Genomic DNA, 12,512 nt, shown 5'->3' with positions numbered 1-12,512 from the left:
ACACGATGAACATCAAGGAAGCCGGGGCCCGCGCAGGCCTGCCCGCCAAGACCATCCGCTACTACGAAGAGATCGGCCTCGTCACGCCGCCGCGCGATGCGAATGGCTACCGGGCGTTTCGCGAGGCGGACGTGCACAAGCTGGCCTTCCTCGGCCGCGCCCGTGCGCTTGGCTTCACCATCGAGGATTGCCGCACGCTCCTGTCCCTGTGGGAGGACGACAGCCGCGCTTCGGCCGACGTGAAGTCGCTCGCCCGCGGGCACCTGACCGAGATCGACGCCAGGATCGCAGCCTTGCAGGATATGCGGGCGACGCTGTCGGACCTGGTGGACCGCTGTGCCGGCGACCACCGCCCCGACTGTCCGATCCTGCAAAGCATCGCCGGGGCGTGATCCTTCAGCCGATATAGCCCTCGGTCGTCTGCCGCGCCGACGGCTTCGTCGCGAGGCTGACACCTACGAAGAGGATCGCCGCGACGGGCAGGCCGAGCACGCCGGCGTTGAGGCCCCAGAGGGCGTTGCCAGTCGCGTACATCCACCCGACGAACGCGGCCCCGCCGATGATCGAAGCGAGCGCTCCGGCCGCCGTCCCCCGCCGCCAGAAGAACGCGCCGACGATGGCCGGCACCGCGACCACCAGCCCGGCCGAGGCGGCGACGGACAGGATCGCGATCAGCGAGATCTCCATCGCCGCAAAGATCAGCGCGAGGATCGAAATCGCCGGGATCACGATCTTGCCGACCTTCAGCTGGCTGGCATCCGCCGTCCCGCCGCCGAGGTTGCCCCAGACGTCGCGGGCAAAGATCGACGATAGCGTCAGCAGGATCGAGTCGATGGTCGAAACGGCGGCGGCAAGGATGCCGATCATCACCGCCACGCCCAGGACCGGCGGCACGAGGTCGGACGACAACAGCCGAGCGGTGGCGCGGTCGGCGTTGTCGAGATCGGGGAAGGCAACAAGCGCCGAAAAGCCCCAGACGACCGAGATGACGGTGTAGACCAGCCCGAAGCAGAGGAAGATCAGCAGCATCCGCCTCAGCGCGCCGAGCGAGGCCGGCATGAACAGGCGCTGGCTGACCTGCGGGTTCGAGATCGAGAAGAAGAACCACGGCAGCGTCAGGCCAAGGAAGGTCGTGAAGCTGAAAAGGCCGGGACCGGGAACCTGCAGCATCTCGGGGCGCGTCTCGGCGATGGTGCGGAACATTGTGAAGAAGCCGCCAAGCTCGGACACCACCAGCACGCCCACGATGAGGGACGCGACCATCATCACCAGCGCCTGAAGGCTGTCGGTCCACACGACCGAGCGGATGCCGGCGACGAAGGCAAAGACGATGGCCAGCACGGTCGCCAGCACGATCCCAACGGCGAAGGGGATCGCGTCGCCGGTCATCCCCGCCAGCAGGTAGCCCACGCCCGACAGCTGAACGGCCGAATAGGGGATCAGGAACACGAGGCTCACGACGCCGGCAGCCACGGCGACGAATGGAGAGCCGTAGCGGTGGCCCAGCATCTCCCACGGGGTGACGAAGCCGTGGCGCTTGCCCGCGCGCCAGAACCGTCGACCGAAGATCGCGATGAGCGAGACGCCGGCGAAATAGACGATCTCGAATCCCAGTGCGCCGACGCCGCCGCGATAGGTCAGGCCGGCCAGCCCGACCATCATGAAGGCCGAATATGTGGTGGCCGAGTAAGACAAGGCCGACAGGACTCCGCCAAGGGTGCGGCCGCCAAGGAAATACTCGGACATCGTCGCGGTGACGTCGCGCGGCCCCCGGCGCGAGATCCAGGCGACGACACAGGCAAGGACGACATAGATGACGACGCCCCAGAGGACGAGAGAGGTGCTCATTCGCCGTCCTCCCACCCGCGGGTCGCGAAGATGTTGAGCACGATCACCGCGAGGCCGGCGAGGATCCAGAAGAGGAAGCTGCCCCACCACGCGGCGACCTGACCCAACAGCAGGTAGGGCAACGCGTAGCAGGCGAGAATGACGACGCCGACAAGGGCGAGGGCGATTCTACGGGACATCGGTCTGCGTTGCACTCCGGTTCTCACGGTATCGGGAACCGACTTAGCGACAAACGGCGCAGCTCGCTAGGCCTTGGGGAAGGGATCAGATCGCCTGGAAAAGGTCGATGAACATCCTTAGCGAGGTCACCAGCAGGAACAGGCCGAAGGTCAGGCGCAGCGCCCGGCGCGGGATGCGGTGCGCGATGGCGACGCCGACCCGCGCGAAGAGCACCGTCAGGGGGATGATGATGATCGCCGCGGCAAGGTTCACATAGCCCAGCGACAGGGGCGGCAGCCCTTCGTTCCCGATGCCGGTGAGGACGTAGGTGATCGCGCCGGGCAGGCCGATGATGAAGCCGATGGCAGCAGAGGTGCCGACCGCGCGCCGGATCTCATAGCCGAGGAAGCTGAGGAGCGGGACGCAAACCGTACCCCCGCCGATGCCCATCATGGCCGAGATCGCGCCAGCGAACACGCCGAAGACCGCCCAGACCGGTTTGGAGAAGCTGCGCGGGCTGTCGATCTCTCCGCCGCCGCGCAGGATCATGTCGGCTGCGACGACCAGGGCCACCACGGCGAAGACGGCGATCAGCGCAAAGCCCGATACCAATCCGCCCACGACGCCGCCGATCACCACGCCGACCAGGATCGACGGGCCCCAGAGCTTGAGGAGGTCAAAGTCGATGGCGCCGCGGCGATAGTGTCCGAAGGACGAACTGAGCGAGGTGAAGATGATCGTGGCGAGCGACGTGCCCACGGACACCTGCATAACCTGGGCCGGATCCATCTCGGTCAGGGACAGGGCGAAGTAGAGCGCGGGGACGATGACGATCCCGCCGCCGACGCCGAGAAGCCCGGCCAGCACGCCGCCGAACACGCCGGCAAGGACGGCCGGCAACGCGATGGTCGAAACGAGTGTCGCCAGTTGTCCGTCCATGTCGGCCCTTTCCCGAGTTGCCATCGCCGGCTGCGAAGGTGTTCCTCGCCCTTCGGGGATAGCGCGTCAATCGGCGATCTTGCCGACGCCCTCTCCACAAACGAAGAAGCGCCGCGGGGATAACCACGGCGCTTCTTGAAAAGCTGCGGGCAATTCGATCACCCGCGAATTCTGATCAGGCGGCTTCGGCCTGTGCGGCGTTGCGACGCTCGCTCTCTTCGCGGCTGAGCGCGACAGAGGTCCGGACGCCCTTGCGCACGAACTCCATCAGGCCCGACACGACACGCTCGTTCGGATCGATGCCAGCGCAGCTGAGAACTTCGCGACCATCGCGCGAGCGTGCCCAGCGGGCGATCTGCTCGGGACCGTTGCCATATTTCTTGTCGTCTGCGATCGCATCGTCGAGCGCAGCGAGAACGACGGCCGCAAACAATTTCCGCGCGCGATTGCCTTGCTCGTGGTTGAATGCGGTTCCATCAACGAAGTCGGCCATTCGTCGTTCCTTGTTTTTGGTCTTAGCGGTGGACGTGACGCGCCTTATGAAAGATTTGCGACACGATGTGTTATGCGTTTTCGGAATACCCCATATGCCCGGTTCGCAAGGCAAGGGCGTTCAGCCCGGGATGGCCGTGTTGCGCGGCTTCTTGGCTGCAGATATAGGCATCGCCTTGAAGTCATCAAGCTCGCCCCAAGGTTTTACCCATGCCCAAGATTAACGGAAACGAGATCCGGCCCGGCAACGTCCTGGATCACAACGGCGGTCTGTGGGCCGCCGTCAAGGTCGATCATGTCAAGCCCGGCAAGGGCGGTGCCTTTGCCCAGGTCGAAATGCGCAACCTGCGCAATGGCTCGAAGCTGAACGAACGCTTCCGGTCCGCCGACAAGGTCGAGCGCGTGCGCCTCGAGCAGAAGGACCAGCAGTTTCTCTACGAAACCGACGGGATGCTGGTCTTCATGGACAACGAGACCTTTGAGCAGGTCGAGCTGCCCGCCGAGATCCTGGGCGAGCGTCGCCCCTTCCTGCAGGACGGCATGACGATCCAGGTCGAATACTACGACGCCGAGGCGCTGAACGCGACGCTGCCGCAGAAGGTGCAGTGCAAGGTCGTCGAGACGGAGCCGGTGGTGAAGGGCCAAACGGCCGCGAACTCGTTCAAGCCGGCGATCCTCGACAACGGCGTCAAGGTCATGGTCCCGCCCTTCGTGGGACAGGACGAGGACATCATCGTCGACACCACCACGATGGAATACTCCGAACGCGCGTGAACCGGCACGGGGCCTGATCGTCAGGCCCCGCCGCCCTCGCGCGCGGCTGCGGCCAAGGCTGATCTGGCCTGTGGAAGGCAAGCTGCGGTCTCCGTGCTACGCCTTGCATCGCCTTCGCGATCTGAGCATCGTCATCCCGACCCGCTCCTCTGGCCCGCAACGCGACCGCCGCTATACCCTGCGGGTTTGGCGCCGGTGAAGGGGGCGGGGCCTCAGCCCTGCCACGACACGCGCGCGTCGCCGGCTTCCATGCCGGTGCCTGCGCGATCGAACCGCAGCCAGGCCAGCCCGCGGCCGCCTGACTGGGTGTAGAGTGTGCCGACCGCTTTGCCCTCGGCCGTGATCGGCGTGCCCACGGGGGCGTCGCCCTCGACGTCCACCGTCACGAGCCCCTTCTTCAGCTCGGTCTTGTGTTTCATGCGGGCGGTAACTTCCTGCCCCACATAGCAGCCCTTGCGGAAGTCCACGCCGTGAAGCCGCTCGAACCCCATCTCGAGGATGAAGCTATCGTTCGGAACCAGCTCAACGCCGCTTTCGGGCACGGTCAGGGCAACCCGCAGCGCGTCCCAGGCGGTGCCGTCGTCGGCCCCCTCGCGGTCGATGCGGCGCCAGCCGAGGTCGGTGTGGCGCGGGTCGGGCAGGGCGCCCTCGGGCGGGGTGCCGGTGCCGCGCGACACGGCAAGGTCCGTCAGCTCGATCGCCAGCTTGCGGCGCAGGCGGTACATGGTCAGCCGCTGGGTCAGCGCCTCGGCCATGTCCTCGGCCACGTCGATCAGCAGCGCGTCGCCTCCGTGCGAGACGAAGAAGTCGAACAGGTACTTCCCCTGCGGCGTCAGGAGGGCGGCATAGCTCAGCCGGTCGGGCTTGGTGACGTCGTTGGTGACGAGGTCCTGCAGGAAGTCAGTGCGCTCGGTTCCGGTGATCGAAATGACGCGGCGGGACATGGGCGGCTCCGTTCATGGGTCGCGCAACAGGTCGTCGTGCAAAGGCGATAGGTCAAGATATTGACGGCCTCACGCGGTGGTCCTACGCCTGCCCCATGAGTCTTTCCAACGGTCGCCCCTACATCGCAATCCCCGGTCCCTCGGTCCCGCCCGAGAGCGTCATCCGTGCCATGAGCCGGGGGTCCGTCAACATCTACGAGGGCGAGGTCGTCGACCTTACCCTTGCCTGCGAGCGCGACCTGTCCGCCGTCGCGCGGACTACCGCGCCGGTGGCAATCTACATTTCGAACGGCCACGGGCTGTGGGAAGCGGCGCTGGCCAACGTCCTGTCCCCGGGCGATGCGGTGCTGGTGCCCGCCACGGGTCGCTTCGGCTATGGCTGGGCCGAAAACGCGCGCCGCCTGGGCGCCGAGCTGCGCATGATCGACTTCGGCCTTGCCAGCCCGATCGACCCCGAGCGCGTTCGCGAGGTCCTGCGCGACGATGCCGACCACAAGATCCGCGCCGTGCTCGCGGTCCATGTCGACACGGCGACAGGCGTGCGCTCCGACATCGCAGCACTGCGCCGTGTGCTGGACGAAGAGGGACACCCGGCGCTCCTGATGGCGGACACGATCGCCTCGCTCGGCTGCGACCGGTTCGAGATGGACGCGTGGGGCGTGGATGTCCTGCTTGCGGCCAGCCAGAAGGGGCTGATGACCCCGCCGGGCATCGGGTTCCTTTGGGTGAACGACAAGGCGCGGGCGGTGCGGCAGCGGCTTGGCGATACGGTCAGCCCATATTGGGATTGGGCGCCGCGGCTCGACCCGCAGATGTTCTATCACCGCTTCGGAGGCACCGCGCCGACGCATCACCTCTATGCCCTGCGCGCTGCGCTCGACCTCATAGTGGACGAGGGGATTGAGGCTGTCTGGCACCGTCACGTGGTCCTCGCCGATGCCGTGCGTGCTGCCTGCACCCGCTGGGGCGAGGGCGGTCCGCTGCGGATGAACGCCCCCGAAGGCGCGCGCAGTAATGCCGTGACGTGCCTGTATCTCGGGCAGGACCGGGCCGACCGTCTGCGTGCCTGGACGCATGCGCAAGCCGGTGTGACGCTGGGGCTGGGGATTGGCATGGCCGAGCCAGGCAGCCCCGACGCCGGTGGCTGGTTCCGCATCGGCCACATGGGCCACGTGAACGCGCATATGGTGCTGGGCACGCTTGCCGTGATCGAGGCTGGCCTGACCGCCTGCGACATCCCCCACGGCGACGCCGCCGTGCAGGTCGCGGCAGAGGTCTGTGCCGCGGGATGATCGTCCGTGACGCGCGCCCCGAGGACATGGTGGCCGTGCAGGCGATCTATGCCAGCGAGGTGCTGCGGGGGCTGGCCAGCTTTGAGGAGGTGCCGCCCGGCACGCCAGTGATGGAGGCGCGCCGGCAAGCGGTCGTCGCCTTGGGGCTGCCGTGGCTGGTGGCCGAACGGGACGACCACGTCGCCGGCTACGCCTATGCCAGTTCATACCGTCCTCGGCCGGCCTATCGCTATGCGGTCGAATGCTCGGTCTATGTCGACGCGGCGGCGCGGGGCCTGGGCGTCGCGCGGACGCTGATGTCCGAGCTGATCGCCCGCTGCGAACGGGACGGGTGGCGGCAGATGATCGCAGTGATCGGCGATAGCGGAAACGTTGCCTCAATCGGCCTGCACGCGGCGATGGGGTTCCGCAATGTCGGCACGCTTGAGGCCGTCGGCTTCAAGTTCGGGCGTTGGGTGGATTCGGTCCTGATGCAGCGGGCGTTGGGGGCGGGAGCGTCGACCGGCCCTTAGGCGCCCATGCGGCGCCCGAGCAGGGTTATGCCCTTATCGGCAAAGTACGACACCCCGAGCGCGCCCAGAAGACCGAGGATGACCCAGACGGCGACCAGCGCGATGAACACCAGCGGCGCGAGGGACACCAGGAAGGCCTTCGTGAAATCGGGGGCGGGTTGTCGATCCATGGGCGTAATCTCGTGCGGGGCGCGCGCGTTGTCATGTCAAACCCGCTATGCGCCCTTGGTTCAGCGCTTGCGGTAACGCCTCTGCGAGGACGTCCAGATCCACGGGCGTCCCGCACGAGACGCGCAGGCACCGGTCCAGCGGCGCAACCCCCGGCATCCGCGTGAAGATCCGCGCCTCGGCCAGCGCGGCCAGAACGGCGCGCGTCCGCGCCCCGTCTCTGCCGAGGTCGAGCGCCACGAAGTTCGTCGCCGAGGGGAGGGCGGTCAGCCCGTTCTCGGCCCCGATCCGGACGATGCGGTCACGCGCGTCCGCGATTTTCGCCTGAACCTCTCGTAGGTAGGGCTGGTCCGACAGCGCGGCGAGCGCACCTGCCTGGCTGATCCGGCTGAGGCCGAAATGGTTGCGCACGCGGCCGAAGGCGCCGATCAGGGTCTCGTCGCCGATGGCATAGCCCACGCGGCACCCGGCCATCCCGTAGGCCTTCGAAAAGGTCCGCATCCGGATCACGCGCGGGTCGGCGGGGTTGATCGGAGGGGCCGTATCTTCGTCGGAACACTCCAGATACGCCTCGTCGAGGATCAGGAGGCAACAATCGGGCAGGTCCTCGATCATCCGGGCGATGCGCTCGGCCTTGTGCCACGTGCCCATCGGGTTGTCGGGGTTCGACAGGTAGATCACCTTTGCGCCGGTTTCGTGCGCGGCGGCGATCAGGGCGTCGGGGTCTTCATGGTCATCGCGGTAAGGCACCCGGTGCAGCCGGCCGCCGTAGCCCGTGACGTGGTAGTTGAAGGTCGGATAGGCACCGTCGCTCGTCACCACCGGGTCGCCCGGCGCGACCGTCAGCCGGACCAACGAGCCCAGAAGCCCGTCGATCCCGGCGCCGATCACGATGTTTCCGGGCGCGACACCGGTATGCGCAGCCAGCGCATGACGCAGGTCGTGGCTTTCGGGGTCGGGATACATCCACGCCTCGGCCGCGGCCTGCTGCATTGCCTCGATCGCCTTCGGCGAGGGGCCGAAGACGCTTTCATTGGCGCCGAGCCGCGCCCTGAATCTCGCACCTGCGGCGCGCTCCTGCGTTTCGGGGCCGACGAAGGGCACCGTGGCAGGAAGCGACGCCGCAAGCGCGGTCAGGCGCGGGTCGGTCATATCTCGGCCAGCCGCGCCTCGGCGTCGCGCAGACGCGCGCGGTCGGCGGCCTTCTCATTCAGCAGGGTCTCGGTCTCGACCACGACGTCCTCGGGGGCGCTTTCGCGGAACTTGGGGTTCTTGAGCCTCCCTTCGAGGCCGCGAATATCCTTGTCGAGCTTGCCGAGCGCCTTCTCGATCCGGGCCTTCTCGGCCTCGACATCGATGATGTCCGCCAATGGCAGCGCGAAGGAGCCGCCCTGCACCGGCAGGACCATGGCGCCCTTGGGCGCGGGGCCCTCGCCGACCTCGCCAAGCCGTGCCAGACGCTCGATCAGGGCGCGGTTGCGCTCGAACGCGGTGCGGCCCGTTTCGTCCAGTTCCACCAGCAAAAGCGGGGCTTTCAGGGAGGCCGGCACGTTCATCTCGCCCCGGACCGAGCGGATCTGCTCGATCAGGCCGATGACCCAGGACATCTCGCGGTCGGCGTCAGGGTCGATCATGTCCGAGGCCGTGTAGGTCGGCCAGTCGGCATGGACGAGGCGGGTGTCGCGGTCGGCCTGGCCCCACAGCTCTTCGGTGACGAAGGGCATGAAGGGGTGCAGCAGGACCAGGCACTGGTCGAGGACGAAGCCCATGACTTCTCGGGTTTCTTCGGCCGCGTCGCCCTCGAACAGGGGTTTGGCCAGCTCGACATACCAGTCGCAGACCCGGCCCCAGACGAAGGCGTAGAGCGTGTTCGCCGCGTCGTTGAAGCGGTAGTCGTCGAGCGCCTCCTGCACCGTGTCGCGGGTGCGGCCAAGCTCACCGAGGATCCAGCGGTTGGTCGTCTGAGCGTCGTGATACTTCTGTAGGAGATCCGTATGACTCTTGTCGGAGCCGTGTCGGACGCCGTTCATCTCGGCAAAGCGGAAGGCGTTCCAGATCTTGGTGCCGAAATTGCGATAGCCGGCGACACGGTCCTTCGACAGCTTCAGGTCGCGGCCCATGGCGGCCATCGAGGCGAGCGTAAAACGCACCGCGTCGGTGCCGTATTCGTCGATCAGCGTCAGCGGATCGATGACGTTGCCCAGGCTCTTCGACATCTTCCGCCCCTTCTCGTCGCGGACAAGGGCGTGGACGTAGACGGTGTGGAAGGGTTTCTCGTCCACCATCGCGTATTGCATCATCATCATCCGGGCGACCCAGAAGAAGATGATGTCGAACCCGGTGACGAGGACCGAGGTCGGGAAGTATTTTTGCAGCGCCTCGTTCTGCGCGTCCGTGTCGGGGTCGCCGGTCCAACCCAGCGTGCCCAGCGGCCAGAGGCCGGAGGAGAACCAGGTGTCGAGCACGTCGGGGTCGCGCCAGACCGGATAGATCAGCTTGGTGGAGTCCTGGCTGACATTGTATTCGGCCAGCGAGGTAGCCAGCGCATGGACGGCGGCCTCGCGGTCCTCGACCTCGACCACGCGCGCGGTGTTCAGCGGGTGGGGCAGGCTGGCGAGGTCGTCGCGGAACGGATCGACGATCCCGTCGAAGGCGGCGGCGCAGTGGTGACGGTCGCCGGTATGGACGAGGTGGTCCTTGGTCAGGAGCGACAGCAGCTCGACCTCGTCCAGCGCGTCGTCGCCCTCGTCGTCGCGGAAGCTCGACGTGTGCAGGTCGATGCCGTACCAGACCGGAACCCGGTGGCCCCACCAGAGCTGGCGCGAGATGCACCACGGCTCGATGTTTTCCAGCCAGTGGAAATAGACCTTGGCGTCACGCTCGGGGAGGATGCGGGTGCCCTCGGTCGACTCCGCGGGCCGCTGCTGGCCGGTGCGGACGGCGTCGATGGCGGGGCCGACGATCTGCGCGGCGTCCACGAACCACTGGTCGGTCAGCATCGGCTCGATCACCACCTTGGAGCGGTCGCCGAAGGGCTGGGTGATCAGCTTTTCCTCGACCAGCGGGACGAGGTCGTCGCTGCGGATCTCGCTGCCTTCCTCGGTCTCTTTCGGGGCCTTGGCGGCCGCCTTTCCAAGGCGCGGGTCGGTCGTCTGGACCATGACGGCGAGGCCTTCGGCCGTGATTTCTTCCACGACCTTCGCACGCGCCTCGTAGCGGTCGAGGCCGCGATAGGCGTCGGGGACGAGGTTGATCGGGGTCGCGTCGGCGGGCGGGGCGATCTCGCCACGGGCGATGCGGCCGGCCATCTCGGCGGCCTCGGCATAGGGCAGGCCGTCCTCTCGCATCCGGGCGCGGGTGTCCATCAGCGCGTAGAGCGGGATGTTGTTGCGGGTTGCGACGCCGTAGTCGTTGAAGTCGTGCGCGCCGGTGATCTTGACCGCGCCCGAGCCGAAGGTGGGGTCGGGATATTCGTCGGTGATGATCGGGATCAGGCGGCGGTGTTCCTTGGGTCCGACCGGAATTTCGCAGAGTTGTCCGACGATTGGGGCGTAACGTTCATCCGATGGATGAACTGCGACGGCGCCGTCGCCCAGCATGGTTTCGGGCCGGGTGGTCGCGATCGAGATGTAGTCGCGCTCTTCCTCGAAGAGGGTGTTCCCGTCCTCGTCCTTCTCGACATAGGTGTAGGTGGCACCGCCGGCGAGCGGATACTTGAAGTGCCACATGTGGCCCTGCTGGTCGATGTTCTCGACCTCGAGATCCGAGATCGCCGTCTCGAAATGCGGGTCCCAGTTCACCAGCCGCTTGCCGCGATAGATGATGCCCTTGTCGTAGAACTCGACGAAGGTGCGGATCACGGCGGCGTGGAAATCCTGCTGCCCCTCGCGCGCGTCCGGGTCGCCCGGCGCGCCGCCCATGGTGAACGCCTCGCGCGACCAGTCGGCCGAGGCGCCGAGGCGCTTGAGCTGCCCGATGATCGTGCCGCGTGACTTCTTCTTCTGCTGCCAGACGCGGTCGAGGAACGCCTCGCGGCCCATCTCGGTCCTTGTGGGTTCGCCGTTGGCGGCCATCTCGCGTTCGGTCACCATCTGGGTGGCGATGCCGGCGTGGTCGGTGCCGGGCTGCCAGAGCGTGTCATAGCCCTGCATCCGCTTCCATCGCACCAGGATGTCCTGGAGCGTGTTGTTGAAGGCGTGGCCCATGTGGAGCGAGCCCGTCACGTTCGGCGGCGGGATCATGATCGAGAACGTCTCGGCGCCGGGTTTGGCGTTCGCGCCTGCGGCGAAGCAGCCTTCACGCTCCCAGAGTTCGTAGATGCGGGATTCGGCGCTGGCGGCGTCGAAGGTTTTCTCCATCGGCATGGGATCATCCTCGGTCTCGGGTCGCGAGGTGGATAACGCCTGATCCGGGCGAGGGAAAGCCGCCTTCAGCGGGTCAGGCATCGCGGGCGAGCATGGCGCAGGTGTCGCGGTATTCCTGCGCGAGACGGTCGCACAATTCGGCGGCGGGGAGGATGTCGTCGATGGCGGCGACGCCGTGGCCCGCGGACCAGATGTTCTTCCACGCGCGGGCTTCGTTGCCCATGTCCATCGGGCCGTGGTCGGGCAGGTCGTCGGGATCGAGACCGGCGGCGGTGATGGAGGCGCGCATGAAGTTGGCGTTCACGCCCGAGACCCTTGGCGTGTAGAGGATGTCGTTGGTTTTCGAGCCGACGACCATGTCCTTGTTCGCCTGGCTCACCATGCTTTCCTCGGTCGCGATGAAGCGGGTGCCGAGATAGGCGAGATCCGCCCCCATCGCGCGGGCGGCGGCGATATGCGCGCCGGTCGAGATCGCGCCGGACAAGGCGATGGCTCCGTCGAAGAACGAGCGGATCTCCGGGATGAAGCCGAAGGGCGACAGGGTGCCGCCGTGCCCGCCCGCGCCCGCGCAGACGGCGATCAACCCGTCGACGCCGGCCTCGACGGCCTTTTCGGCATGGCGGGTCTTGATGACGTCGTGGAACACCTTGCCGCCATAGGAGTGCACCGCGTCCACCACCTCTTTCACCGCGCCGAGCGAGGTGATGACCAGCGGCACCTTGTGCTTCACGCAGAGTTCGAGGTCGGGCTGCACCCGCTTGTTGGACCCGTGGACGATGATGTTGACGCCGTAGGGGGCTGGGTTCTCGACCTGGGACAGGCGCTCTTCGATCTGGGTCAGCCAGTCGCCGAAGCCTTCGGTCGTGCGCTGGTTCAGGGCGGGGAAGGTGCCCAGGATCCCTGACCGGCAGCATTCGACCACCAGATCGGGCCCCGACGTCAGGAACATCGGGGCCGCGATGGCGGGAATGCGAAGATTGTCGAATGGTTGCGGCATGGCGTCCTCCCTCGTTGCCGCCA

General features: G+C 66.9%; 13 protein-coding genes. 4 read left to right on the top strand and 9 right to left on the bottom strand.

The window, feature by feature from the left end:
• Positions 1–5 precede the first annotated feature (5 nt).
• Entirely contained in the window at positions 6–392 is a 387-nt protein-coding gene (gene cueR, locus ACFDS3_RS06715; RefSeq protein WP_375261575.1) for a Cu(I)-responsive transcriptional regulator, read from the top strand.
• 4 nt (positions 393–396) lie between these two features.
• Here cueR and ACFDS3_RS06710 read toward each other — a convergent pair whose 3' ends face one another.
• From ACFDS3_RS06710 to ACFDS3_RS06695, 4 genes are all read right to left on the bottom strand, one after another.
• Positions 397–1,848: a sodium:solute symporter family protein gene (locus ACFDS3_RS06710; protein WP_375261574.1), complete on the bottom strand. Its 1,452-nt coding sequence runs from the start codon at positions 1,846–1,848 to the stop codon at positions 397–399.
• The gene (locus ACFDS3_RS06705; protein WP_375261573.1) at positions 1,845–2,027 is read right to left on the bottom strand and encodes a hypothetical protein; all 183 of its coding nucleotides are present in this window, start codon (positions 2,025–2,027) and stop codon (positions 1,845–1,847) included. The genes ACFDS3_RS06710 and ACFDS3_RS06705 overlap by 4 nt, the downstream gene beginning before the upstream one ends.
• Positions 2,028–2,112: 85 nt before the next feature.
• Complete coding sequence (locus ACFDS3_RS06700) at positions 2,113–2,946, bottom strand: sulfite exporter TauE/SafE family protein (RefSeq protein WP_375261572.1); 834 nt, start codon at positions 2,944–2,946, stop codon at positions 2,113–2,115.
• A 175-nt stretch (positions 2,947–3,121) separates the two neighbouring features.
• The gene (locus ACFDS3_RS06695; protein ID WP_085852632.1) at positions 3,122–3,439 is read right to left on the bottom strand and encodes a DUF6280 family protein; all 318 of its coding nucleotides are present in this window, start codon (positions 3,437–3,439) and stop codon (positions 3,122–3,124) included.
• A 209-nt stretch (positions 3,440–3,648) separates the two neighbouring features.
• On the opposite strand from ACFDS3_RS06695, the gene efp reads away from it, so the two are divergent.
• A complete protein-coding gene (efp, locus tag ACFDS3_RS06690; RefSeq protein ID WP_375261571.1) occupies positions 3,649–4,212 on the top strand; it encodes an elongation factor P in 564 nt (187 codons plus the stop codon).
• A 212-nt stretch (positions 4,213–4,424) separates the two neighbouring features.
• Here the strand turns inward: efp and ACFDS3_RS06685 are convergent, their stop codons facing one another.
• Positions 4,425–5,156, bottom strand: a complete 732-nt coding sequence (locus ACFDS3_RS06685; protein ID WP_375261570.1) for a YgfZ/GcvT domain-containing protein — start codon at positions 5,154–5,156, stop codon at positions 4,425–4,427.
• A gap of 95 nt (positions 5,157–5,251) precedes the next feature.
• Here ACFDS3_RS06685 and ACFDS3_RS06680 point away from each other — a divergent pair, with 95 nt between their 5' ends.
• Both ACFDS3_RS06680 and ACFDS3_RS06675 read left to right on the top strand, forming a co-directional pair.
• Positions 5,252–6,448, top strand: coding sequence for a pyridoxal-phosphate-dependent aminotransferase family protein (locus ACFDS3_RS06680; protein WP_375261569.1), 1,197 nt, complete (start codon positions 5,252–5,254; stop codon positions 6,446–6,448).
• Positions 6,445–6,960 (top strand): GNAT family N-acetyltransferase, encoded by a 516-nt coding sequence (locus ACFDS3_RS06675; protein ID WP_375261568.1) that lies wholly within the window; start codon positions 6,445–6,447, stop codon positions 6,958–6,960. Before ACFDS3_RS06680 ends, ACFDS3_RS06675 begins: the two co-directional genes overlap by 4 nt.
• Here the strand turns inward: ACFDS3_RS06675 and ACFDS3_RS06670 are convergent.
• The 4 genes from ACFDS3_RS06670 to ACFDS3_RS06655 form a co-directional block, all read right to left on the bottom strand.
• Positions 6,957–7,130: a hypothetical protein gene (locus ACFDS3_RS06670; RefSeq protein WP_375261567.1), complete on the bottom strand. Its 174-nt coding sequence runs from the start codon at positions 7,128–7,130 to the stop codon at positions 6,957–6,959. The two genes, ACFDS3_RS06675 and ACFDS3_RS06670, sit on opposite strands and share 4 nt — an antisense overlap.
• 31 nt (positions 7,131–7,161) lie before the next feature.
• A complete protein-coding gene (locus ACFDS3_RS06665) occupies positions 7,162–8,280 on the bottom strand; it encodes a pyridoxal phosphate-dependent aminotransferase (RefSeq protein WP_375261566.1) in 1,119 nt (372 codons plus the stop codon).
• Complete coding sequence (locus ACFDS3_RS06660; protein WP_375261565.1) at positions 8,277–11,492, bottom strand: valine--tRNA ligase; 3,216 nt, start codon at positions 11,490–11,492, stop codon at positions 8,277–8,279. Before ACFDS3_RS06660 ends, ACFDS3_RS06665 begins: the two co-directional genes overlap by 4 nt.
• 73 nt (positions 11,493–11,565) lie before the next feature.
• Positions 11,566–12,489, bottom strand: a complete 924-nt coding sequence (locus ACFDS3_RS06655) for an NAD(P)H-dependent flavin oxidoreductase (RefSeq protein WP_375261564.1) — start codon at positions 12,487–12,489, stop codon at positions 11,566–11,568.
• Positions 12,490–12,512 lie beyond the last annotated feature (23 nt).

Origin of the sequence: Palleronia sp. (genome assembly GCF_042089775.1) — a bacterium.
GTDB lineage: Bacteria > Pseudomonadota > Alphaproteobacteria > Rhodobacterales > Rhodobacteraceae > Palleronia.
This window is presented reverse-complemented; position numbering and strand designations above follow the sequence as displayed.